Here is a 23,269-nt window from a genome sequence, read left to right on the forward strand (position 1 = left end):
TTAGTCGCTGGGGGACGCTTGCGCGGTACGCACCCGAAGATCACGCGCAAGATGATCACGCTGCTCGATAACGAGGCGGCGTAGCGCCGCTGGCGCGTCCTCGTTCGACGAAAGCCAGTTATCGACAAGCCCGAGATCATCGGATGCCGGAAACAGCCCCAGCACGAGCCGTCGTGCGAGTTCAATGCTGCGGTCATGCCATGCGGGTGCGATCCGTGCGAAGTACTCGTTGTCCAGCTCACTGATGAGGTCGCGTCGGCCGCCTGCCCGTACTCCAGCGATGATGGCGCTGAGATGATCGTTGCTCAATGCGCGGTCTTCCCAGGCCTGATGCCAGGCTGTCAGGCGCACCGCCTCGACGGGACGCGCCGCGAGAGCACACAACGCGGCCGTTCGACCACTCGCAGTGTCGTCACGCTCAAGCTCAGTCTCGACATCGTCAAAAGCCGCATGCCCTGTGGTCGTCAAGGCGGACAGCAGCGTCCAGCGCAGATCAGGATCCACAGTCAGCCCCGCCGGCACATCACCGTCAAGCATCGCCCGCACCTGAACGGCACGAGAGTCGTCATAGGCGGATGCCGCAGCGAAGGCGCGCGCCCAGGAAAGCTGCGCATCGCTGCCAGCCTCCGCATTCGTCAGCGCATTCCAGGTCGTATCGAGCCACGCAGTACGCTGCGCAGACCGGTCTTCATCCGGTGTGAAGTGCCCGACCGCGTACGCTGCATTGGCCAGCACACCGCTGAGTAGCCCGATATTCTCCTCCACCGGCGCATGTGCGGCGACGATCGCCAGGTAGCGCGCAACGGACAGTTCACCGTCGCGGGTGGCATTCCACAGCGACGACCACACCAGGGCGCGCGGCAACGGTTCAAGCGATGACAGTGCTCGTTCGACCGAAGCGAGCGAACGCTCATCTAGCCGCGACTTGGCGTAGGTGAGGTCGTCGTCGTTCAGCAGCGCGAGGTCGGCATCCTGAAGGTTCACGGTAGTGCGGGCATCCCGAATATCGAGTTCAACCTTCTCGCGTTGCGAGAGCCGGCCGTCAACGAGGTCGTACAGCCCGACGCGCAAGCGATGCGGACGCGGATCGCTCTGCACCAGCATCCGCCGGCCATCTCCGCCGTCCTCGAGCCACAGCGTCGATACGCCACTCGTTTCCAGCCACGCCTTCGACCAGGCGCGGACGCTCGCCCAGAGACGTCTTCGAGCTGCACCAGCAGATCTTCCAGCGTCGTGTTGCCGTAGGCATGTGCGGCGAAGTACCGGCGCAGGCCTCGAAGAACTGATCCTCTCCCACGAAAGCGACGAGCTGCTTGAGCACGGAGGCACCCTTGGCATAGGTGATGCCGTCGAAGTTCAGCTTTGCTGCTTCGAGGTCGGTGATGTCCGCGACGATCGGATGCGTCGTCGGAAGCTGATCCTGCTCGTACGCCCAAGCCTTCCGGTTCGCGGCGAAGCGCACCCAGGCGTCAGTGAAACGGGTTGCAGCAACGGAGGCGTGCGCGCCCATATAGTCGGCGAACGACTCCTTAAGCCACAGGTCATCCCACCAGCGCATGGTGACGAGGTCACCGAACCACATGTGCGCCATCTCGTGCAGGATCGTGTTCGCACGGCCGCCACGCTGCGCGTCGGTGGCAGCACCACGTGACAGGTAGGCCTCGGTGAAGGTGACGATGCCAGGGTTTTCCATGGCACCGAGGTTGTACTCCGGAACGAAAATCTGGTCGTACTTACCCCACGGGTAGGCAAAGTCGAAGGAATCCGTGAAGAAGTCGAGTCCCTGACGGGTGATCTCGATGATTTCCTCTTCCTCAAGGAATGCCGAAAGCGACGGCCGACAGAAAACTCCGAGAGCAACCGACTGCTCCCCTCGAGTCCATGCTGCGTCAACGCGGTGGTACGGACCGGCAGCAACCGAGGTGATGTAGCTCGACATCGGCAGCGTCGGCGCGAACTCGACCGTCTGCGCACCATCGCGATCCCGGAGAGTCGCCACACTCTGGTTGGACAACACGTGCCACCCTGCCGGGGCATGCACGACGAATGTGTACGACGCCTTCATATCTGGCTGCTCAAAGCACGCCATCACACGGCGAGAATCAGCCGGTTCATACTGCGTATAGAGGTACGTCTCGCCGTCGACCGGATCGACGAAGCGGTGCAGGCCTTCGCCGGAACGGCTGTAGACACCCTTCCCCTCGATAATGACCGTGTTGGATGCCGCGAGGTCTCTGACCTCTACCCGCGCGCCGTCGTACTCAACGGACCGCTCAACACCGTTGACGGTGAGGCGGCCGACCGACTCGCCGATGAAGTCAATCCAGGTCTCGGATGCCGTGGCATCGAACACCAGCGTCGTGGTGGTGTCGAATACGAGCTGCTGTGAATTTGGCGCGTCGCGGAGGTCGAGTTCCACATGCACCTTACGCACTGTCACGCTCGCAGATCGCGCGGCTGTCTCTTCTCTAGTCAGGTTCGCTGAACTCATGACTCCATCGTTTCATGTAACAAAAGAAGTACTGATAACCACGTTTGGCCGCAAATGGGCTAACATTGAACAACAACCTCACGATGACCTTCGGAATCTCCGACTGTTCATCGGTCCGACTGCCCTACAAGGCACGGTGGCCACTCGATCACATTTCATCCGTCTACCTCACGCACTCAGACATGTTGCGCCGCGAGTTTCGCCGCCACACTGAGAGCCCCACAATCTGCCGAGCCGAACATCGTCGAGGCATTACGGGTCGAAGCTCGGCCCACGAACACAAAGGAAACACAGCATGGCCACTGGTACTGTCAAATGGTTCAACTCCGACAAGGGCTACGGCTTCATTGCTCCCGATGACGGATCTGCAGATGTCTTCGCGCACTTCAGCGCGATCCAGGGCAGCGGACACCGCAACCTCGAGGAAGCACAGAAGGTCGAGTTCGACACGGAGCAGGGCCCCAAGGGTCCCCAGGCGACGAACATCAACGCGCTCTGAACTAACCCAGAACGCCCGAAGGCCCGACCCCGCACTGCGGGGTCGGGCCTCGGCATTTTTACGTGGTGCGTGCGCTCGATTTGACGCCATGGCCATACGTCACGTAAATTACAGATCGGTAACGGTCTCACCCGAAGAGATCGTCGACGAGCAGAACTGCTCCTCCGGAAGGATCCCTCACGACTTCAGTGCCACCCGAGAGCGCGCCCGAATCCGCCTCGGCAGTTCCAGAAAATACCCCGAACGCATCTCGCCCCCAGCTACGGCGAGACCTGCGTAGTCGGGTGACTCCGCCCATCCCGAGCCCCGAGGCCCCTCGCGCCCAGCGGCCGGAGCCCTCGCATGCCGAGCGGCCGGAGACGAAGGACGCGCCGCGGCGAGCACCGTCGCAGGCAGCCCCGCCTCGCCGTCCTGTGCGCGGGAAGCCGCGTCCGTGGGCAAAGTCGAAAGCGCTGGGCGCCACGCTCGCCGTCGGCGTGATGATTGCTGGTGTCGCGCTGCCCGTGCTCAATTCGGGTGGCGATTCTGTTGCAGCTACGGTCAGCGTCACCGCTGCGGTTGCGGACTCCGCGCAGTCTTACAGCGCTACGGATGAGATCCGCGCCGAGATCGCTCCGCGCGGGAGCTACTCAGCGACCACTCCTGCCGAGATCGAGGACACTCGCTCGCAGGCGATCAGTGCCGCACTTTCTGCAGGGATGCCGCTCGCGAGTGCCGTGGACATCCCCATCGCCGATCGAGTCGTGATGCCTATGGCGAGTGGCGCGTACTCGTTCACCGACGGCTTCGGCGCGTCACGACCGGGGCGGTCTCACCTCGGCCAGGACTTCGCCGCACCTGTTGGCGCTCCGATCAACGCGGCGATGACGGGCTGCGTGTCCCGTTCCACCGAAAGCTTCGAAGGCTACGGCGTGACGATTCAGATCGAGAGCATCGTCGACGGCGAGTCCGTGAGCACGGTCTACTCGCACATGAACTACGGATCGCGCGCGGTGCAGGTCGGCGATTGCGTCGAGGCCGGCCAGTACATTGGCGACGTCGGCTCCACCGGGTATGTGTTCGGCTCCTGCCTGCACTTCGAGGTGCACATCAACAGCACGCCGGTGGACCCCATGCCGTGGCTCAAGACGCATGTGAGCTGAAGCAACCTGCCACTCAGTGGCAACAGTGCATAGAAACCAAAAACCCCGCCTGAGCGGGGGTTTTTCTTTGGCTGGGGTACCTGGACTCGAACCAAGAACAACGGTACCAGAAACCGCCGTGTTGCCAATTACACCATACCCCAAGGGCGAAACCAGAGCCTCGCACCGAGAAACTACTCTACCCGACTTCGTGGATCCGGCCAAAACGCGCCACGCTGGCTGAGCCGCCGGGCGCGTCGGCTCTCGCTAACCGCGCAGGTGCTCCACCAGCGCGGCGAGGCGTCGGAGCGACTCATCCTTGCCGAGCAGCTCCATCGACTCGAACAGCGGCGGCGACACGCGACGCCCTGTGATCGCGACGCGCGGCGGGCCGTACGCAACACGAGGCTTCAGTTCAAGCTTCTCGACCAGTGCGGTGGCCAAAGCATCCTGAATCTTCTCGGGCGTGAACTCCGTCACCGGCTCAAGGGCAGCAATGCACGCCTCCAGCACGTCGGCAGCGTTGGCGGGGAGCCCCTTCAGCGCGTCGGCGTCGTACGAGATGTCTTCCTTGAACAGGAAGCCCATCATGCCGGGTACCTCACCGAGCACCTGCACGCGCTCTTGCACCAATGGCGCGGCGCGGAATGCGAGTACGAGCTGTTCATGGGTCGGCTCGTCGAAGAGACCAGCCGCAGCGAGGTACGGGATCGTTCGCTCAGCGAAGTCCTTCTCCCCCAGCATCCTGATGTGATCGCCGTTGATGGATTCGGCCTTCTTCTGATCGAAGCGTGCCGGGTTCGGGTTCACGTTTTCGATGTCGAACGCGGCGATGAATTCTTCCAGCGAGAAGACGTCGCGGTCAGGAGCAATCGACCAGCCAAGCAGCGCCAGGTAGTTCAGCAGCCCCTCGTGGATGAAGCCGCGCTCGCGGTGCAAGAACAGATCTGCCTGCGGGTCACGCTTCGAGAGCTTCTTGTTACCCGTCTCGCCCAGCACCAGCGGCATGTGCGCGAATCGCGGCACGAACGTCGTGACATCGGCGTCAATCAGAGCGGCGTACAGCGCGAGCTGCCGCGCCGTCGACGGCATCAGGTCTTCGCCGCGCAGCACGTGGGTGATACCCATGAGTGCATCATCGACCGGATTGACGAACGTGTACAACGGCACGCCATTCGGGCGCACAACCACGAAGTCGGGGAAGGATCCTGCAGGGAACGTAACCTCGCCGCGGATCAGGTCGACATAAGTGAGGTCCTCGTCCGGCACACGCAAGCGCAATGCGGGCTGGCGGCCTGCTGCGCGGAACTCAGCCTTCTGCTCCTGGGTCAGATCGCGATCGAAGTTGTCGTAGCCGAGCTGCTTCGCACGACCATTTGCCTCGTTGCGGGCGTCGATCTCTGCGGCATCCGAAAAGCTCTCGTAGAGCGCACCGGTCGCGAGAAGCTTGTCGATGACACCGCGATAGATGTCGTGGCGCTCGGACTGGCGGTATGGGGCGTGCGGACCGCCGACCTCGACGCCCTCGTCCCAGTCGATCTTCATCCAGCGCAGCGCGTCGAGCAGCTGCTGGTAGCTCTCTTCGCTGTCGCGCGCGGAATCGGTGTCCTCGATGCGGAACACGAGCTTGCCACCGTTATGGCGCGCGTAGGCCCAGTTGAACAGCGCGGTGCGGATCAGGCCGACGTGCGGCAGACCAGTCGGAGACGGGCAGAAGCGGACGCGAACGTCGGCACCGCTGGCGGTCGTGGTGAGAGCGTGAGGAGTAGCCATATCCCCTCAATCCTACGCGGGAGTCGGGGGCGAGTTCAGTCACGGCGGCGGCGGCGTCTGACTTCTTGGCTGATGAGGAAGACTGCCCCGAGTCCGAAGAACCCGAGAGCCAGTAGCCCGATGACGACGCCCGATACTGGGCCTCGACGCCCCATCGGTTCCGGATCAACGAATGAGAGCACGATCATGAGGGCACCCACGACCGCGAACGCGAGGCAGCTAACGATCGTCAGGACGCGACCCGCTGGCGAGTCGCCGCCGATCGCAATGACAACTCCAGTCAACACGCTCATCACACCGAAAATGATGCCCACGATTCCCAGCAAGGCGCCACCAAAGATGCAGATCATCATGCCCGCCGCGACAAAGAGCGTCCCAAACACGATGAGACGTACAACTTCCCATCGCTGCTTCCGCCGCTGCGCGGCCTCCTCTGCCTGCAAGGAGGGCTGCCGCCGGCGCCGTTTCGCGCTCACCGGAAGTCGACGGGAATATCCGTAAGACGCCACCCAGAGTTATCGCTCGTGAGCAGCTGAAGGCTCGTGGTCGGTCCGAGTGGTACGGCGCCTGCCGGATACACCAGGGTCGCCGTCCATACTTCGCCACCGTCCATGCTCGAGGAAGTAGCGAGGTCAGTGAGCGGAATGATCGCGTCAGTCGTCAGCTCGGATGCCTGGTACAAGAACGGCATGACAGCGTTGCTCTGCTCGAGGGCGGCCACGCCCGCCAACGACCCTGCTGTCACGAGCCAGCGGGGCCGGTAGCAGTTCCACCGAAGATATCGGGGCCGGCAGCGCCAACAAGGCCGTCCAGCGCCTCGATCTTCAATTCGACGACCAGGTGGTTCTTGACGTTGTAGGCGTGTTCGGCGCTGATATGCCAAGGGCGCGTGCCCTCGACATCCACACCCATAGCACCGGTGGCGACCATGCCGTTGGTGTCGGGAAGCTCGCCTGCCTCGAGGTCCGAAATTGCTCCCTCTTCACGCTTCGGGGTGGTGATGAGCAGTTCCACGCGACGGTTCTGCAAACGACCGGCTTCAGTGTCGTTCGGAGCAGCAGGCTCCGACGCGCTGCGCCCGCTCACCACGAGCGGGTACTCCGTAGCGTCGATGAACTCACCGAGCACAGCTGCCACTGCCGCCGCACGACGCTCTGAGAGGTCCTGGTTGGCTGCTTCTTCTCCGTCGGAGTCCGTGTGCCCAATGACCTGAACCGTACCGGCTTCGCGGTCACCGATCTGTTCAGCCGCCGCCTGAATAGCAGCTCGCGCTTCGTCCGTCAGCTCAGCGGAGTCGTATCCGAAAAGGAAATCGGCGCTAAGCGCAATAAGAGCCTTCTCGGCGTCTGCATCGGTGCGCGTCGCGGATGCGAGATCCTGCGAATACGACACCATCGGAACCACCGGCTGCGATACCACCGCGCCGAGGTCGACGAAGTCTGCACCCTCAACGTCTGGGACGTCTGCCTCCATGACGGGGACCTCACCGACGAAGCCGCCGCCAGGAATTGCTAGATCGAAGTCCTGCGCGAAGGAGTCGCCGTAAACGAGCTGCACCCGTTCGGTGGACGCACCAGCGCTTGCCTCCGTACGGCTGATTACGGCTATGCCACTCTCATCGAGAGCAGGTGCGATGACTTCCTCCGAGTAGAGGTCGAACAGGCGAACTCCTACCCAATCCGAAAGGCTAAGGTCGCTGCTGCTACTCCAGAGCGGCATCAGCGCATCAAGCGGACCACTCGTGAGTACATCGGAGGAATCGTCATCGACGACGACATCCAGCGTCAGCACAAGCGATTCGCCTGCGCGGACGATCGGGTGCACCTGCACCGTCATCGCGGCGGAGCCGAACGTGACGGGGACTTCGCCGACGATGCTCTCTGAAGTCAGTTCCTCAGTCGGTGCCGGATCGGCTTCGGGCTTTGGATCTGCTGTAGCCGCGCATCCTGCCAGAAGGACAACGGACGCAAGGATGGCAAGACTTCGAGACAACATATCTCGAACCCTAACAGCGTGCGAAAACCGAAAATCACTGGTACGTTGCACGCCTCGACGGCCTCGAATGCCGCTTCGCCGTGCGGGTGCACCGTGATCCTTGGCTACGTCTTCGTCCGTCCCAGCGGCGCAAGAACAACAATCACGAGCACAAGAACGGATGCCGCGACACCGAGCCCCGCGTACTGGAAATTCGCGAGCACCACGCCAGCGAGAACGGCGCCCGCGGCAGCACACAGGCTCATCAGCGAGTCGCTGCGGCCTTGGCGACGCGTACGCAACTCTGGTGCGCTCGCCTCGGTGAGCAGCGCGGCACCGGCGACCGTGGCGGCACTCCACCCGAGCCCAAGCAGCACGAGAGCGGCCATCACTCCCCCCGCCTGATCATTCGCGAAGATCGCGAACCCGAGTGCGCCAGCAAGCAGCACTTGTCCGAGCAGCACTACCTGCAGCCGCCCCCAACGGTCAGCGAGGATGCCGAAGAGTGGCGAAAGCCCGTACATTCCTGCCACATGCAACGCGATCGTCACACCGACCAGCGACGAGACATCAGCGCTCGACGCGTGACCGGCGTGTGCACTTTGAGCCATGTGCGAGAGATGCACCGGCGTCATCGCCATCACCGAGGCCATCACCACGTGTGAGCCAGCGATCGCGAAAATGGCGTAGCGCGCCACGAGCGGCCGGTCGGCAATGACCAGCGGCGCGGACAGTTTCGCCGCGGCATCCCTCGCGAATCGCTGCGCCGTCAGCAGCGGATCCGGACGCAACGCCGTGATGTAGAGGATCAAAGCAGCCAGCTGCGCGACCAATGAGAACAGATAGGAACCGGTCTGCGGCGGCATCCCGATCGCCTGACCGACAATCTCGCCAGGACCGAGCAGCAGCGGCCCTGATACCCCGCCGATCGTCGTTGCCCAGACGACCATCGACAGGTCGCGTCCGCGATGCTTCGGTGAGGCAAGGTCGGTGGCGGCGAAGCGAGACTGCAGATTTCCGGCGTTACCGGCACCAATCATCAGGATGCCGACGAGCAGCAGCGGGAAGATTCGCAGCGCCGCCGCGAGAATAACGACAGCGATGCCGATCAGCGCGAACAGGTTGCCGAGTGTCAGCGCACGACGACGCCCGACGCGACTCGCCAGTCGTGCGAGCGGGATGGCGCACAGCGCCGCCCCCAGCGTCACCGATGCGGTGGCGAGCCCAGAGAGTGCGTCGTCACCGGACAGATCGGCCGCGAGGAGTGCACCGAGCGAGACGGTCGCACCAAAGGCGATTCCGCCGAGCACCTGCCCGATCGACAACACGAGAACCGTGCGTCGCTGCACGGCCGTCTGATCGACGACCGTGGGTGCGGTCATGGAGCAGGCTGTGCGTCGCGCACAGAGTTGCGCAGGATGCCGAGACCTGAGACCTCTACCTCGACCGTGTCTCCGGCGACGAAGGGCCCCACGCCGGCGGGCGTGCCAGTCAGGATGACATCGCCAGGCAGCAGCGTGAACACTGCCGATGCGTACTCGATGATCTCCTCGACCGAGTGGATCATGTCGCTCAGCGGCGCATGCTGGCGCACTTCACCGTTCACACGGGTCTCAATCGTCGCGTCATCCGCATCGAACTCGGTCTCGATGACCGGGCCGAGAGGGCAGAAGGTGTCGAAGCCCTTCCCGCGGGTCCACTGGCCGTCCTTCTTCTGCAGGTCGCGTGCGGTGACGTCGTTGGCAACGGTGTACCCGAACACGTAATCGAGGGCATTCTCAGCCTTGACGTTCTTCGCGATGCGACCAATGACAACAGCGAGCTCGCCTTCGTGCTCGGTGCGCTCAGAGAGCGTCGGTCGCACAATCGTGTCGCCGGGGCCGATCACCGATGTGTTCGGCTTAAGGAACAGCAGCGGCTCCTCAGGTGCCACACCGCCCATCTCGGCAGCATGGTCGTGGTAGTTCTTGCCTACGCAGACGACCTTCGAGCGCGGGATCACGGGTGCGAGCAGCGCAGCATCCGCAAGCGGCACGCGCTCCCCGGTCGTGTCGAATCCGGCGAACATCGGGTCACCGGCGAGGACGACGAGCTCCCGCTCATCGACGATGCCGTAGCGGATGGCGTCATTGTGGCTGAACCGAGCGATCTTCACCCGACCAGCCTAGCGCTCAGGCGTCGAGGCGCAGGAGCCAGCCGTGCTTGTCTTCGCGGCGACCGTACTGGATGTCGGTAAGTTCCTCGCGCAGCGAGAGGGCAAGCTCGCCAATCGGCTGGGCATCTTCGAATCCTGCACTCACGAGCGCGCCGATCGGTGTAACAACCGCTGCCGTACCGCACGCGAACACCTCGACGATGTCGCCGGAGGCGACGCCGTCGCGCCACTCCTTCAGCGAGAAAGCACGGCGCTCGACCGTGTGTCCGCGATCCTCTGCGAGCTGCAGCAATGAGTCGCGCGTGATGCCCTCGAGGATGCTGTCGGACTGCGGAGTCACGATGTGACCGTCCTTGAAGACGAACACGACGTTCATGCCGCCGAGCTCTTCGACGTTGCCGTCCTGGTCAAGGAACACGACCTGGTCGCAGCCCTTGTCGGAGGCTTCAGCCTGCGGCAGCAGACTAGACGCGTAGTTGCCGCCGGTCTTCGCTGCCCCGGTGCCGCCCTTGCCCGCACGAGCGTGCGTCTCTGACAACCAGATGCGTACCGGCTTCACGCCGCCGGTGAAGTATGAGCCCGCAGGGCTCGCGATCAGGTAGTACGCGACTTTCTGCGCGGGACGCACTCCGAGGAATGCCTCTTTCGCGAACATGAAGGGTCGCAGGTAAAGACTCTGGTCGGCGCCTGACGGCACCCAGTCGCCATCGACGGCGATGATCTCGCGCAAAGACTGAAGGAAGTACTCGGTCGGCAGTTTAGGCAACGCGAGTCGCCGGGCGCTGCGCTGCAGACGTTCGGCGTTCTTCTCAGGACGGAAGGTGTGAACTGAACCATCGGCGTGTCGGTAGGCCTTGATGCCCTCGAAGATCTCCTGGCCGTAGTGGAGGACCGCCGCCGCCGGATCGAGCGAGATCGGACCGTACGGCTGCACGCGCGGACGGTGCCAGCCGCCACGCGCGGACCAGCAGACGTCGACCATGTGGTCGGTGAACGTCGTGCCGAAGCCGGGGCTCTTCAAAACCTCTTCCCGTTGCGCAGCGGGGCGAGCGGCGAGGTTCTTGGTCACGGAGAACTCGAGCGGGGCGAGTTCGGTGTCATTCGAAGTCATGTCACATCCTGCGTTTGATGCGGGTGGCGAGTGCGTGATTCCAGACTACGCCTGGAGCCTCGCGGTGATGTCGTCACCCGTCTGGCTGGTGGTTCGAGCACCGGTCCGTTCGGCAATGTCTGCTTCGACCGCGCGTGTGACGCGGTCAGATTCTTCGCGCAGCCCGAGGTGGTCGAGCAACAGCGCGACGGAGAGAATCGCTGCCGTGGGATCGGCTTTCTGTTGTCCTGCAATGTCCGGCGCCGAACCGTGAACGGGCTCAAACATCGAGGGGAAGTCGCCTGTGGGATTGATGTTGCCCGAAGCTGCGAGGCCGATGCCGCCGGTGACGGCGCCTGCCAGATCCGTAAGAATGTCGCCGAAAAGGTTGTCGGTGACAATAACGTCGAAGCGCGAAGGGTTCGTGACCAGGAAGATCGTTGCCGCATCGACGTGCAGATAGTCTACGGCGACGTCAGGGTGCTCAGCTCCCACCTCGTTGACGATGCGCTGCCACATGCCACCCGCGTGCACCAGCACGTTGGTCTTGTGCACCAGCGTGAGCTTCTGACGTCGGCGCCCGGCAAGCTCGAACGCATAGCGCACGACGCGCTCAATGCCGTAGGCCGTGTTGACGCTGGTCTCGTTCGCCACCTCGTGGGGCGTGCCAACGCGAATGGCGCCGCCGTTGCCGACGTACGGCCCTTCGGTGCCCTCTCGAACGACGACGAAGTCGATCTCGCCGGGGTCAGCGAGCGGCCCTGGCGCGCCCGTGTAGAGCTTTGATGGGCGCAAGTTCACGTAGTGGTCGAGCGTGAACCGGAGCTTGAGCAGCAGTCCGCGTTCGATGTTCGCGTCCTTCAGCCGTGGGTCACCCGGCGTACCGCCCACCGCACCGAGAATGATCGCGTCGTTCGCGCTGATCGCGGCAAGGTCGTCATCGGTGAGCGTGTCACCCGTCTCGAGGAAGCGCGCGGCGCCGAGCGAGAAGCGCGTCTTCTCGAACGTCACTTCGCTGCCTGCGGTGACGGCGTCGAGCACCTTCTCCGCTTCTGCAACGACCTCAGGACCGATACCGTCACCGGGGATGACGGCCAGCTTCACGACACGCGACATGACACTCCTTGCACCGGAATCGCCAGAGCACGACATTGCTCGAGCAGGTTCCCTCCAGCGTACTGGTCAGCGTGGGCGGGGTACGCGCAGTGTGACAGCCGCAATCACGCCGGCGAGGACGACGAGTCCCGCGCCAATCAACGACGTCACCGTCACACCAGATCCGAATGCGGAGGCCGCGGCATCCCACAGCTCTGACTTCAGCGGCTCTGCCAGCTTCTCTGCCGAGGTGTACGCGCCAGCCAAAGTCTCCCGTGCGGCATAGGCCGCGTCCTCAGGAACTCCGGCCGGCACCACAAGCGCACCCCTATAGAACGCCGTGATGATCCCGCCGAGGATCGTCGTTCCCAGCACCGCCCCGAGCTCATAGGCCGTCTCGGAGACCGCGCTGGCAGCTCCTGCCTTCGCGGCAGGCGCGCTCGAGAGGATCAACTCGTTCGAGATGGTCTCGGCGGCGCCGATACCGAGCCCGAGGACGACAAATGCGATGACCAGTGGCGCGATGCCGTGATCCTCAGTCGCAAACGCAACGAGCAAATAACCCACGACGGAAAACGCCAGCGCAGAAGGCACAAGAATATGCGGCGCGACCCGACGCGAGATCGGAACCACGCTGAGCCCCGCGATGATCATCGCGACCATCCCAGGCACCAGAGCGATGCCCGCGATCATCGGTGAAAGTCCAAGCACGAGCTGTAGGTGCTGCGAGACGAAGTACAGGAATCCGACGAGCGCCACCACACTGAGCAAGTTCACCAGAATCGCGCCAGAGAACGCACCGCGCCTGAACAGCGCCATATCGAGCATGGGTGTCTCCGCGCGGAGCTGCCGCCGCACGAACAAGATGCCCAAGGCGATGCCGAGCAACGCCCAGGCAACCGCGACAAGCGATGGGCCGTCGACGGCGAGGGACTTGATCGCGTAGACGATCGGAACCATCGTTCCCATCGACAACAGGATGCTGATCGGGTCGATCTTGCCCGGAGCAGGATCGCGGCTCTCAGGAACCAGCAGAGGCGCCGCGATCAGCAGCGGGATCAGCACCGGGACTGCGACGAGGAAAATCGATCCCCACGCGAAGTGCTCGAGCAGGAATCCGCCGACGATCGGTCCGAGGGCTGCCCCGGCAGAGAACGCAGATGCCCAGACGGCGATTGCCATGCGTCGCTGATCGCGGTTCGGAAAGATTGAGCGCAGAAGTGACAGCGTAGACGGCATCAGCATGGCGCCGAAGAAGCCCAAAAGTGCGCGCGCGGCGATGAGCAGTGCAGCCGTGGGCGCGAAGGCCGCAAGTACCGATACCGCTGCGAATCCGGTCGCTCCGATGAGCAGCATCCGTCGGCGTCCGAAGCGGTCCCCCAGCGTGCCCATCGTGACCAGGAGCCCCGCGAGCACGAGCGGGTACGCATCGATGATCCACAGTTGCTCAACGCCGGACGGCGCAAGGGCGATGGCAATCTCTGGCAGCGCAAAGCTGAGCACCGTGTTGTCGACAGACACCAGAAGTACTGGCAGCATCAACACGACGAGCGCGAACCATGCGCGCACCCCGGCGCGTGGCGCGTTGATGCCACTCGTCTCGATCGACCCGGTATGGGCCATCAGGCACCTCTCTCAGCTCTGGCTGACGATCTCATTACTAAACCGTCCGGATGGTATAGTAACAGGATGTCCCGTCCTCCGGTTGCACGCGAACGCGTCCTCGACTCCTTCGAGGAGATTCTCATCTCTGCGGGCGAGCGCACGGCGACACTGGATGCCACGGCCAAGGCCGCCGGCGTCTCTAAAGGCGGCCTGCTCTACCACTTCGCGTCGAAAGACGAGCTCGCGAACGGTCTCCTCGAACGCCTCGCGAATCTCGCTGAGGAAGACCTCCTGCGGATGGCATCTGCATCAGATGGTCCGGTCGCCTACTTCATCCGCACATCCGTCATGGAAGATCTCGCCCTCGACCGCGCACTCATTGCTGCGACTCGTCTCGCCCAGGGTGGCTCTGCCGCAGCTTCAGCGCGACTGCGACTGATTCGTGAGCAATGGTCGCAGTCGCTGCGCCCGCACGTGCGCGATGAAGCAGCGCTCAACCTGCTCATGCTCGTGAGCGACGGTCTCTACTACAACAACGCGCTGGGTCGCGCCGGACAAGAGCACAGCGGTCTTGAGGGCCCCGTACCTACCGGCGATGACCTCGACGCACTCATCGAGCTGGTTCGACGAGCCACAATCTGACTCCTGTCGTGTGGCGCACCGCTGGCACGCCTCCGCGAATCAGGCCTCGGTGATCTCAATCGAGCGGATCACGGATGCATCGATGGCTTTGCCCACCTCAGCGAGCAGCTCATCCGGCACCCGCGAGTCGACAGTGAGCACGGTAAGCGCCTGGCCACCAGCCTCACGACGGGCAACCTGCATGCCCGCGATGTTGATGCCGGCCTCGCCGAACTTCTGGCCGTAGACCGCGACGATACCCGGACGATCGGTGTAGCTCATGACGACGTGGTGTTCGCCGATCGGCACCTCGATGTCGTGACCATTGATGCCCACGATCTTCTGAACCATCCGGGTACCCGCGAGGGTCCCGCAACCGAGAGCACAGTGCCGTCGGCAAGCGCTCCGCGCAGGGTGGTCAGGTTGCGGTACTCGGGGCTTTCCTTCTCGACAATCAGGCGAGCCTCGATGCCGCGCTGCTCGGCGAAGAGCGGCGCATTCACGTACGACACGTTCTCGCTAACGATGTTGGAGAGAATGCCCTTGAGTGCAGCCAGGCGGTAGACGCTGACGTCGTACTCGGCCAGTTCGCCGCGCACCTCGATGTCAAGGCTGGTGAGGGCAGAGGTGGTCAGGCCGCTGAAGATCTGGCCCAGCTTCTCGACCAGGGCGATGCCGGGGCGAACGAACGGGTCAATGATGCCGCCCGCGACGTTGACCGCGTCGGGTACGAGGTCTCCTTCGAGGGCGAGCTTGACGGAGCGTGCGACCGAAACACCGGCCTTCTCCTGAGCCTCATCGGTGGATGCACCGAGGTGCGGGGTGACGACCACATTAGGAAGCGAGGTCAGGTTGTCGTCCGCTGGCGGCTCGCTGGTGAAGACGTCAAGGCCGGCACCGGCGATCTCGCCCGCGAGGAGCGCCTCGCGGAGCGCGGCCTCGTCGATGAGTCCGCCGCGGGCAACGTTCACGACGTAGGCCGTCTTCTTCATTGCCTTCAGCTGCTCGGCGCCGATCATGCCAGTGGTCTCCGGCGTCTTAGGCATGTGGATCGTGAGAAAATCAGCCTCTGCAACGAGCTCGTCAAGAGTGCGCAGCTCAACTCCGAGCTGCTGCGCACGGGCGCTCGTGACGTAGGGGTCGTACGCGACGATCTTCATCCCGAAGCCCTGCATGCGAGCCGCAACGAGAGCACCGATCCGGCCGAGGCCGATAACGCCGAGGGTCTTCTCGAACAGCTCAGTGCCGGTGTACGCACTGCGCTTCCACTGGCCAGCGGCCAGCGATGCGTGCGCGGCCGGCACATGGCGAGCAAGGCTCAGGATGTGACCGCAGGTGAGCTCTGCGGCGGAAATGATGTTCGAGGTCGGGGCGTTCACAACCATGACGCCGGCCTTGGTGGCGGCCTGGATGTCGACGTTGTCGAGACCGACACCCGCGCGAGCGACGACTTTGAGCTTGGGAGCGTGACTCAGCGCCTCTTCATCGATCTTCGTCGCCGAGCGGACGAGCACGGCATCCGCATCGGACAGCTCTGCGAACAGCGCCTCGCGATCGGTGCCGTCTACTTGGCGCACCTCAAAGTCAGGACCGAGTGCGTCGATCGTGGCGGGCGAGAGAACTTCGGCAATGAGCACGACAGGCTTCGACACAGAGGATCCTTTGGGGTGAGCGGCATAGCGCGGGTGGGGATCGATGCGCCGCACACCGTCGGGGCGCGATCGTCTTTAACCCTACCGGAGCCGAAACACCACTCCGCGCCGTGTAACGCAGCGCGTCAGCTTGTCAGCGAAGTGAGGTTCAACGTGCTCAACGCGACCACGTTCATCCAGAAGACCGCTACCAGCGCGAGCCCAGCAATCATCACCACAGTCAGCTCCCCCGCCCGACGCCCACGACCCAGCGCGTAGCCGATTGCGAACACCAGGATCGGGAAAAGCACTGAGAAGATCATGACGAACCAGCCATAGGCGTTCAAGCCGAGCTGTGCCACCGTGATCAGGTACGCCACGGCATTCCACACCGCATAGGCGTAGAAGAGCCCAGCGAGGCCGACGATCACGGTCTTCCACAGCCCCAATGATTGCTTCGTGGGTGCCACGTTCTCGATCATGCGCCCGTCACCCCCGTCATCACAAACGGCCACGGCACGAGCAGCAGTACGCCGCCAAGAAAGCCCAAAACGCGCATCCAGCCCGCCGATCTGCGCGTCAGCAGCCAGACAGCGCCAAACCAGAGCGCCGGGGCCAGCACCGCTGCCCACAAGGCAATCTGATACATCACCCCTGGGATGAGGAACATCGCACTGCCCTGCAGGTTCAGTCCTCCGATGATCCAGCCGACCGTATAGAGCAGATAGATGCCACCGACGATACCGACGAGCAGTAGCATCGGCGTGCTGAGACCGCGCGGCTCAGCGTGATCAACGACGGACCCATCCGAGGCGATGAGACCTACCGTTTCGCTGTCTTTGCCCACGGCGTTCCAGCCACTCGGCAACGCAGCCTTCTGCGCTGGCAGCTCGTCATCACCCTCCCAGGAGAGCGCGTCATCAGCTTCGGATGTCATTCCCCCAGCGTAGGACACCCGTCCACTAAGATCGGGGCGATCACATTCACGAGGGGAACTCACAGTGGCTGAGCGCAAGAAAAAGGTCGTTGCATCGACCGTCGCCGCGGCGAAGGGCGCCGAGACGGCTTCCGAGCGACCTGGACGCCGACGCCTGAGTCGAAGCAGAAGGCCACGATGTTCCGTTGGATCGCAGCGGTGCTCTGGTTCATTGCGATTGCTGCGGAAGCAGTCGCAATTTTCTGGATTCTGCGTCAGCGTGAGTTTGTGGGTGAAGACGGCACGATCGTGCGTAACGCCGACACCGGCCTCTTGGAGACTCAGAACGCCACAGCGCAGTTCCCGCAGTGGGCATTCATCACACTCATCGTGATGCTCGTCGTGATCGCCGCTCTGTCGATCACTGGCTCAGTCCTGTGGAAGAAGGCGAACCGTCTCGACCCTGCGAAGAAGTCCGATACCGTGCGTTTCTTCGTGCAGAACCAGTTCGGCGCCATCATCGCGATTATTGCGTTCCTCCCTCTGGTCATCCTCATCTTCCTGAACAAGGACATGGACAAGGGGCAAAAGACCACGGCGGGCATCATCGGCATCGTCCTGGCTGTTGCCGCCGTCGCCCTCGGAATCGACTACAACCCCTCGTCCGTTGAGCAGTACACCGCAGATCAGTCGGCTGTGATCCAGTTACTCGGCCACGACGAGGTCGTGTGGGTCGATGGCGGCTCCGTCTACCATGTCTGCGACCAGGTGTCGGATATCCAGACCGGCAGTGAGAAGCGCACCGGTACTACCGGCGAGGCAGTCGCGGCCGGCAAGATCCGCCTGACGCTGAAGTTCGCATCGGAGCTCAATACGTGTGGCCTCGCCGTTCCCGAGAACGCGGATCAAATCACCGAGGCGCTGCGTGCCATTCAGGCAGGTCAGACGGACACGCTGCTGCCTGCCCCGGTATGGGCAAACGAGGCTGACGCGCCGATCCAGGTTGAGGACGCTCCCACCGAGTGACTCGCCGGGCATTAAAAAAGGCGCCCCTCACGGGGCGCCTTTTTTAGTGCGATGGATCAGCGCGCGGCAGAACCGTCGACGTAATCTTCATCCTGCTGCTTCCAAGCGAAGAGCGAACGCAGCTCCTTGCCGGTCACCTCAATCGGGTGCTGCTCCTCCTTGGCGCGCAGCGCCAAGAACTCTTCGCCGCCATTGTCCTGGTCATCGATGAAGCGCTTTGCGAAAGCGCCGTTCTGGATGTCGGCGAGCACAGCCTTCATGCTCTCCTTGACGCGGTCATCGACGATGCGCGGGCCGGAGACATAGTCGCCGAACTCGGCGGTGTCGGAGATCGACCAGCGCTGCTTGGCAATACCGCCCTCCCACATGAGGTCAACGATGAGCTTGAGCTCGTGCAGCACCTCGAAGTACGCGATCTGCGGCTGGTAGCCAGCCTCAGTGAGCGTCTCGAATCCAGCCTGCACGAGGTGGCTCATGCCACCGCACAGCACGGCCTGCTCGCCGAAGAGGTCGGTCTCGGTCTCTTCGGTAAAGGTGGTCTTGATGACACCCGCTCGGGTGCCACCGATTGCCTTCGCGTAGGACAGCGCGGTGTCCCACGCCTTGCCCGAGGCATCCTGCTCGACGGCGATGATGTCGGGGATGCCGCGGCCGGCGACGAACTCGCGACGCACGGTGTGCCCCGGAGCCTTCGGTGCGATCAGGATGATGTCGACGCCAGCAGGCGCGTCGATGTAGCCGAAGCGGATGTTGAAGCCGTGGGCAAAGGCCAGAGTCTTGCCCTCGCCCAGGTTGTCCTTGATGGACTCGCTGTAGATCGTGCGCTGGTGCTGGTCGGGCGCGAGGATCATGATCAGGTCGGCCCAGGTGGTGGCATCCGCGACGGTCATGACCGGGAAGCCGGCCTCTTCTGCCTTCGCAGCAGACTTCGAGCCCTCCTTGAGGGCAATCGTGACCTCAACACCAGAATCACGCAGGTTCTGCGCGTGGGCGTGGCCCTGCGAGCCGTAACCAACGATGGCAACCTTCTTGCTCTGGATGAGCGACAGGTCGGCGTCGGCGTCGTAGAAGATCTCAGTACTCACGTTGTGTTTCTCCTTGCTAGTGGTTGGTTTGACCGGCCCTTCGACAGGCTCAGGGACCGGCAGATTCGTGTGGTCAGCCGCGCAGAACGCGCTCGGAAATACTCTTGCCGCCGCGACCGATCGCGAGCAGGCCTGACTGAGCGAGCTCCTTGATACCGAACGGTTCGAGCGCCCGCAACAGTGCGTCGACCTTGCCCTTGTCTCCGGTGGCCTCGATCACCAGCGCATCAGCGGCATAATCGACCACCGAGGCGCGGAAGAGGTTCACCACCTCGAGCACGTTCGAACGGCTCGAGTTGTCGGTGCGCACCTTGACAAGCACGTGATGGCGCTGCACAGACGAGGAATACTCGAGCTCGACGATCTTGATGACGTTGATGAGCTTGTTCAGCTGCTTCGTCACCTGCTCGAGAGGCAGGCCCTCGACGTCGACGACGACCGTGATGCGAGAAATACCTGGCACCTCGGTAACGCCCACTGCCAACGACTCGATGTTGAAGCCGCGGCGGGCGAAGAGACCTGTAGCGCGGGTGAGCAGACCTGGACGGTCTTCCACCAGAAGGCTCAGAACGTGGCTCGACATGTCTTAGTCCTCCTCATCGAACGCAGGCGCGTGGTCACGCGCGTACTGGACGTAGTTGTTGCTGACGCCCTGAGGCACCATCGGCCAGACCATCGCATCAGCAGAGACGACGAAGTCGATCACGACCGGGCGGTCGTTGGTGTCCAGAGCGAGCTGGATCGCCGCATCCACTTCTTCTTCTTTCTCCACTCGAATCGCGAGGCAGCCATAGGCCTCGGCGAGCTTGACGAAGTCGGGAATGCGGACCGTGCCATGGCCTGTGTTGAGGTCGGTGTTCGAGTGGCGGCCGTCGTAGAACAGGGTCTGCCATTGGCGGACCATACCCAAGGACGAGTTGTTGATGATCGCGACCTTGATCGGGATGTTGTTTATCGTGCAGGTCGCGAGCTCCTGATTTGTCATCTGGAAGCATCCGTCGCCGTCGATCGACCAGACCACACGGTCGGGTTCGGCGACCTTGGCGCCCATGGCTGCCGGCACGGAGTAGCCCATCGTGCCCGCACCACCGGAGTTCAACCAGGCATTGGGGCGCTCGTACTTGATGAACTGCGCAGACCACATCTGGTGCTGGCCAACGCCGGAGGCATAGATACCTTCCGGGCCCGTCATTTCGCCGATCCGCTTGATCACGTACTGCGGTGAGAGCAGGCCATCGCTGGGGTCGGTGTAGCCGAGCGGGAACTCGTCGCGGAGACCGTCGAGGTAGGACCACCACTCCTCCGTGTCGGGCTTCTCACCGTTGATTGCACCGCGGAATGCGGCATCCAGATCGATCAGCACGTCACGGACGTCGCCGACGATCGGCACATCAGCCAACCTAATCTTGGAGATCTCGGCCGGGTCGATGTCGACGTGCACGACCTTGGCGTGCGGGGCGAACAGCTTCGCCTTGCCCGTGACACGGTCGTCGAAACGCGCACCGAGCGACACAATCAGGTCGGCCTCCTGCAGCGCGAGCACCGCGGGAACGGTGCCGTGCATGCCAGGCATGCCCAACTGCTGCGGGTGCGAGTCCGGGAAGGCGCCTCGCGCCATCAGGGTCGTCACGACCGGTGCGCCGGTTGTCTCGGCCAGCGCGAGCAATTCAGCGGACGCTCGCCCGCGGATCACGCCACCGCCGACGTACAGCACCGGCTTCTTGGCTGCGGCCAGCATGTTCGCTGCCGCCTGGATCTGCTTGCCATGCGCCTTCGTCACGGGACGGTAGCCGGGCAGGTCGACCTTGGGAGGCCAGATGAACGGCGCCATCGCCTGCTGTGCATCCTTCGTGATGTCGACCAGCACAGGACCTGGACGCCCGGTCGAGGCGATCTCGTAGGCCGCAGCGAGCGCGCCGGGGATCTCGGAGGCGTCCTTCACGAGGAACGAGTGCTTCGTCACCGGCATGGTGATACCGACGATGTCTGCCTCTTGGAAGGCATCCGTTCCCATCAGGGTGGAGAACACCTGACCGGTGATCGCGAGCAACGGAACCGAGTCCATGTAGCGTCGGCGATTGCGGTGACGAGGTTGGTGGCTCCAGGCCCGGAGGTGGCGATGCACACGCCGACCTTGCCGGATGCCGATGCATAGCCCTCTGCCGCGTGACCTGCACCCTGTTCATGGCGAACGAGGATGTGCCGAAGCTTGTCAGTGTCCATCAGCGGGTCGTAGACCGGCAGGATCGCTCCGCCAGGGATCCCGAACACGTCGGTAACGCCGAGAAGCTCGAGTGAGCGCACAACGGCCTCAGCTCCCGAGATCTCGGGAGCGGCGGACTTCTGGGATGGCGGCCGCGGAACGGCCGAAACAGAATCAGCAGTCATGTCTTTCCTTGGTGATCGGAGAGTTCAACAGCACTCGGTTGTGATGTTCGGGTCCTGACCTTGTCGAAGGATCAGCCCGTCGTTGCGCCCTCTGCAGCGGAGCGCACGAGTTTCGAGTACTTGGCAAGAACGCCACGGGTATAGCGCGGGGGAAGTGGCTCCCAGCCAGAACGGCGGGAGGCGAGCTCTGCCTCATCAACGAGTAAGTCAAGAGAGCGAGCTGCGATATCGACCCGTATCAGATCACCATCGCGCACGAAGGCAATAGGACCTGCGTCCACCGCTTCGGGTGCTATGTGGCCGATGCACAGGCCGGTTGTGCCGCCTGAGAATCGCCCGTCCGTCAAGAGTAGTACATCTTTTCCGAGCCCAGCTCCCTTGATGGCCGCGGTGATCGCGAGCATCTCGCGCATTCCGGGTCCGCCCTTGGGACCCTCGTAGCGGATCACGATGACCTCGCCGGCGTTGATCTCACCGTTGGCGACAGCATCCATCGCCGCGCGCTCACGCTCGAAGACGCGAGCGGGACCCTCGAAGACGTCGGCGTCGAATCCGGCGGACTTCACGACGGCACCCTCAGGAGCAAACGATCCGTGCAGAATCGTCAGGCCGCCTGTTGCGTGGATCGGGTTGTCGAACGTGTGGATTACCTCGCCGTCGATCGGACCGGGGTTGAGGTCGGCAAGGTTCTCTGCGAGCGTTTTGCCGGTGACCGTGAGTGCGTCGCCATGCAGCAGGCCTTCGTCGAGCATCGCCTTCATGATCACGGGGATGCCGCCCTGGCGGTCGACATCGTTCATCACGTACTGACCGAAAGGCTTCATATCTGCGACGTGCGGAACCTTGTCGCCGATGCGGTTGAAATCATGCAACGTCAGGTCGACATCAGCTTCACGAGCGATCGCCAGCAGGTGCAGCACGACGTTGGTGGAACCGCCGAGAGCCATCGCGAGAGCGATTGCATTCTCGAAAGCTTCCTTCGTGAGAATGTCGCGCGTGGTGATTCCCAGACGCAGCAGGTTAACCACGGCTTCGCCAGAACGGTGCGCGAAGTAGTCACGGCGACGGTCGGCTGCGGGCGGGGCCGCGGAGCCCGGAAGGCTAAGACCCAGCGCTTCGGCGACGGATGCCATCGTGTTGGCCGTGTACATGCCGCCGCAGGCACCCTCGCCGGGAGCAATCGCGCACTCGATGCGCTTGAGGTCTTCTTCGCTCATGAGGCCAGCGCGGCACGCGCCAACAGCCTCGAACGAGTCGATGATCGTGACGTCTTTCTCGGTGCCGTCTGAGAGCTTCACCCAGCCAGGTGCAATCGATCCCGCGTACAGGAAGACGCTGGACAGATCCAAGCGTGCGCTGGCCATGAGCATGCCGGGGATGGACTTGTCACACCCGGCGAGCAGAACACTGCCGTCAAGACGCTCAGCCATCATGACGGTCTCGACCGAGTCAGCGATGACCTCACGGGAGACCAACGAGAAGTGCATGCCCTCGTGGCCCATCGAGATGCCGTCAGAGACGGAGATTGTGCCGAACTGCAGCGGGTAGCCGCCGCCGGAGTGCACGCCCTCTTTCGCACCCTGCGCGAGACGATCGAGGCTCAGGTTGCAGGGCGTGATCTCGTTCCAACTGGAGGCGATGCCGATCTGGGGCTTACCCCAGTCTGCGTCCCCCATACCCACGGCACGAAGCATGCCTCGGGAGGTAGTGGCCTCAATGCCGTCAGTGACGACGCGGCTGCGGGGCTTGATGTCGATGGGCGCGTTCAAAGCAGGATCTTGCGAGGACATGACGGCAGT

At 63.3% G+C, this 23,269-nt stretch carries 20 protein-coding genes, 1 tRNA gene and 2 pseudogenes; 4 read left to right on the forward strand and 19 right to left on the reverse strand.

Features of this window, described 5'->3' with window-relative positions; genetic code table 11:
* Positions 1–1,104 (reverse strand): ERAP1-like C-terminal domain-containing protein, encoded by a 1,104-nt coding sequence (locus tag DC31_RS20540; RefSeq protein ID WP_442921883.1) that lies wholly within the window; start codon positions 1,102–1,104, stop codon positions 1–3.
* Positions 1,043–2,491: an aminopeptidase N gene (gene pepN, locus DC31_RS20545; RefSeq protein WP_442921884.1), complete on the reverse strand. Its 1,449-nt coding sequence runs from the start codon at positions 2,489–2,491 to the stop codon at positions 1,043–1,045. Before pepN ends, DC31_RS20540 begins: the two co-directional genes overlap by 62 nt.
* Positions 2,492–2,786: 295 nt before the next feature.
* On the opposite strand from pepN, the gene DC31_RS10225 reads away from it, so the two are divergent.
* Both DC31_RS10225 and DC31_RS10230 read left to right on the forward strand, forming a co-directional pair.
* The gene (locus tag DC31_RS10225) at positions 2,787–2,990 is read left to right on the forward strand and encodes a cold-shock protein (protein WP_036279545.1); all 204 of its coding nucleotides are present in this window, start codon (positions 2,787–2,789) and stop codon (positions 2,988–2,990) included.
* A 284-nt stretch (positions 2,991–3,274) separates the two neighbouring features.
* On the forward strand, positions 3,275–4,132 hold the full coding sequence (locus DC31_RS10230) for a M23 family metallopeptidase (protein ID WP_235201430.1): 858 nt from the start codon (positions 3,275–3,277) through the stop codon (positions 4,130–4,132).
* A gap of 68 nt (positions 4,133–4,200) precedes the next feature.
* On the opposite strand, the gene DC31_RS10235 is transcribed toward DC31_RS10230, so the two are convergent.
* The 10 genes from DC31_RS10235 to DC31_RS10280 all read right to left on the reverse strand — a co-directional run bounded on the left by DC31_RS10235 (position 4,201) and on the right by DC31_RS10280 (position 13,821).
* Positions 4,201–4,275: transfer RNA gene (locus tag DC31_RS10235), tRNA-Gln, on the reverse strand.
* 103 nt (positions 4,276–4,378) lie between these two features.
* Positions 4,379–5,884 carry a glutamate--tRNA ligase gene (gltX, locus tag DC31_RS10240; RefSeq protein WP_036279551.1) on the reverse strand — a complete coding sequence of 502 codons (1,506 nt, stop codon included), beginning with the start codon at positions 5,882–5,884 and terminating at the stop codon, positions 4,379–4,381.
* A gap of 35 nt (positions 5,885–5,919) precedes the next feature.
* On the reverse strand, positions 5,920–6,360 hold the full coding sequence (locus DC31_RS10245; protein WP_036279554.1) for a hypothetical protein: 441 nt from the start codon (positions 6,358–6,360) through the stop codon (positions 5,920–5,922).
* The gene (locus tag DC31_RS10250; protein WP_160173220.1) at positions 6,357–6,605 is read right to left on the reverse strand and encodes a hypothetical protein; all 249 of its coding nucleotides are present in this window, start codon (positions 6,603–6,605) and stop codon (positions 6,357–6,359) included. The genes DC31_RS10245 and DC31_RS10250 overlap by 4 nt, the downstream gene beginning before the upstream one ends.
* Positions 6,606–6,625: 20 nt before the next feature.
* Positions 6,626–7,879, reverse strand: a complete 1,254-nt coding sequence (locus DC31_RS10255; RefSeq protein ID WP_036279558.1) for an OmpA family protein — start codon at positions 7,877–7,879, stop codon at positions 6,626–6,628.
* Positions 7,880–7,983: 104 nt separating this feature from the next.
* Positions 7,984–9,240 (reverse strand): MFS transporter, encoded by a 1,257-nt coding sequence (locus DC31_RS10260; protein WP_036279561.1) that lies wholly within the window; start codon positions 9,238–9,240, stop codon positions 7,984–7,986.
* Positions 9,237–10,013, reverse strand: coding sequence for a fumarylacetoacetate hydrolase family protein (locus DC31_RS10265; RefSeq protein WP_036279564.1), 777 nt, complete (start codon positions 10,011–10,013; stop codon positions 9,237–9,239). The genes DC31_RS10260 and DC31_RS10265 overlap by 4 nt, the downstream gene beginning before the upstream one ends.
* 16 nt (positions 10,014–10,029) lie before the next feature.
* Positions 10,030–11,124, reverse strand: coding sequence for a branched-chain amino acid aminotransferase (locus tag DC31_RS10270; protein WP_036279567.1), 1,095 nt, complete (start codon positions 11,122–11,124; stop codon positions 10,030–10,032).
* 45 nt (positions 11,125–11,169) lie between these two features.
* Positions 11,170–12,219, reverse strand: a complete 1,050-nt coding sequence (locus tag DC31_RS10275) for a 3-isopropylmalate dehydrogenase (RefSeq protein ID WP_036279570.1) — start codon at positions 12,217–12,219, stop codon at positions 11,170–11,172.
* A gap of 66 nt (positions 12,220–12,285) precedes the next feature.
* On the reverse strand, positions 12,286–13,821 hold the full coding sequence (locus DC31_RS10280) for an MFS transporter (RefSeq protein ID WP_051606710.1): 1,536 nt from the start codon (positions 13,819–13,821) through the stop codon (positions 12,286–12,288).
* Between the two features lie 66 nt (positions 13,822–13,887).
* On the opposite strand from DC31_RS10280, the gene DC31_RS10285 reads away from it, so the two are divergent.
* The gene (locus DC31_RS10285; RefSeq protein WP_036279572.1) at positions 13,888–14,445 is read left to right on the forward strand and encodes a TetR/AcrR family transcriptional regulator; all 558 of its coding nucleotides are present in this window, start codon (positions 13,888–13,890) and stop codon (positions 14,443–14,445) included.
* Positions 14,446–14,484: 39 nt separating this feature from the next.
* Here DC31_RS10285 and serA read toward each other — a convergent pair.
* The 3 genes and pseudogenes from serA to DC31_RS10300 all read right to left on the reverse strand — a co-directional run bounded on the left by serA (position 14,485) and on the right by DC31_RS10300 (position 16,992).
* A pseudogene (gene serA, locus DC31_RS10290) lies at positions 14,485–16,076 on the reverse strand (phosphoglycerate dehydrogenase).
* A 125-nt stretch (positions 16,077–16,201) separates the two neighbouring features.
* Positions 16,202–16,537, reverse strand: coding sequence for a hypothetical protein (locus DC31_RS10295; RefSeq protein ID WP_036279575.1), 336 nt, complete (start codon positions 16,535–16,537; stop codon positions 16,202–16,204).
* Positions 16,534–16,992: a hypothetical protein gene (locus DC31_RS10300; protein WP_036279577.1), complete on the reverse strand. Its 459-nt coding sequence runs from the start codon at positions 16,990–16,992 to the stop codon at positions 16,534–16,536. The genes DC31_RS10295 and DC31_RS10300 overlap by 4 nt, the downstream gene beginning before the upstream one ends.
* A 177-nt stretch (positions 16,993–17,169) precedes the next feature.
* On the opposite strand from DC31_RS10300, the gene DC31_RS10305 reads away from it, so the two are divergent.
* On the forward strand, positions 17,170–17,997 hold the full coding sequence (locus tag DC31_RS10305; protein ID WP_235201431.1) for a hypothetical protein: 828 nt from the start codon (positions 17,170–17,172) through the stop codon (positions 17,995–17,997).
* 56 nt (positions 17,998–18,053) lie between these two features.
* Here DC31_RS10305 and ilvC read toward each other — a convergent pair whose 3' ends face one another.
* From ilvC to ilvD, 4 genes and pseudogenes are all read right to left on the reverse strand, one after another.
* Positions 18,054–19,082 carry a ketol-acid reductoisomerase gene (gene ilvC, locus DC31_RS10310; RefSeq protein WP_036279582.1) on the reverse strand — a complete coding sequence of 343 codons (1,029 nt, stop codon included), beginning with the start codon at positions 19,080–19,082 and terminating at the stop codon, positions 18,054–18,056.
* 73 nt (positions 19,083–19,155) lie between these two features.
* Entirely contained in the window at positions 19,156–19,665 is a 510-nt protein-coding gene (gene ilvN / locus DC31_RS10315; RefSeq protein WP_036279584.1) for an acetolactate synthase small subunit, read from the reverse strand.
* Between the two features lie 3 nt (positions 19,666–19,668).
* A pseudogene (locus tag DC31_RS10320) lies at positions 19,669–21,470 on the reverse strand (acetolactate synthase large subunit).
* A 71-nt stretch (positions 21,471–21,541) separates the two neighbouring features.
* Positions 21,542–23,260: a dihydroxy-acid dehydratase gene (gene ilvD / locus DC31_RS10325; RefSeq protein ID WP_036279586.1), complete on the reverse strand. Its 1,719-nt coding sequence runs from the start codon at positions 23,258–23,260 to the stop codon at positions 21,542–21,544.
* Positions 23,261–23,269 lie beyond the last annotated feature (9 nt).

This window comes from Microbacterium sp. CH12i (genome assembly GCF_000685355.1).
Classification (GTDB): Bacteria; Actinomycetota; Actinomycetes; order Actinomycetales; family Microbacteriaceae; genus Microbacterium.

Coding starts and splice junctions, on each gene's coding strand:
- DC31_RS20540 (WP_442921883.1), bottom strand. CDS start 1,104: ATGCTGGTGCAGAGCGATCCGCGTCCGCATCGCTTGCGCGTCGGGCTG.
- pepN (WP_442921884.1), bottom strand. CDS start 2,491: ATGAGTTCAGCGAACCTGACTAGAGAAGAGACAGCCGCGCGATCTGCG.
- DC31_RS10225 (WP_036279545.1), top strand. CDS start 2,787: ATGGCCACTGGTACTGTCAAATGGTTCAACTCCGACAAGGGCTACGGC.
- gltX (WP_036279551.1), bottom strand. CDS start 5,884: ATGGCTACTCCTCACGCTCTCACCACGACCGCCAGCGGTGCCGACGTT.
- DC31_RS10255 (WP_036279558.1), bottom strand. CDS start 7,879: ATGTTGTCTCGAAGTCTTGCCATCCTTGCGTCCGTTGTCCTTCTGGCA.
- DC31_RS10260 (WP_036279561.1), bottom strand. CDS start 9,240: ATGACCGCACCCACGGTCGTCGATCAGACGGCCGTGCAGCGACGCACG.
- DC31_RS10270 (WP_036279567.1), bottom strand. CDS start 11,124: ATGACTTCGAATGACACCGAACTCGCCCCGCTCGAGTTCTCCGTGACC.
- DC31_RS10275 (WP_036279570.1), bottom strand. CDS start 12,219: ATGTCGCGTGTCGTGAAGCTGGCCGTCATCCCCGGTGACGGTATCGGT.
- DC31_RS10280 (WP_051606710.1), bottom strand. CDS start 13,821: ATGGCCCATACCGGGTCGATCGAGACGAGTGGCATCAACGCGCCACGC.
- DC31_RS10285 (WP_036279572.1), top strand. CDS start 13,888: ATGTCCCGTCCTCCGGTTGCACGCGAACGCGTCCTCGACTCCTTCGAG.
- DC31_RS10295 (WP_036279575.1), bottom strand. CDS start 16,537: ATGATCGAGAACGTGGCACCCACGAAGCAATCATTGGGGCTGTGGAAG.
- DC31_RS10300 (WP_036279577.1), bottom strand. CDS start 16,992: ATGACATCCGAAGCTGATGACGCGCTCTCCTGGGAGGGTGATGACGAG.
- DC31_RS10305 (WP_235201431.1), top strand. CDS start 17,170: ATGTTCCGTTGGATCGCAGCGGTGCTCTGGTTCATTGCGATTGCTGCG.
- ilvN (WP_036279584.1), bottom strand. CDS start 19,665: ATGTCGAGCCACGTTCTGAGCCTTCTGGTGGAAGACCGTCCAGGTCTG.
- ilvD (WP_036279586.1), bottom strand. CDS start 23,260: ATGTCCTCGCAAGATCCTGCTTTGAACGCGCCCATCGACATCAAGCCC.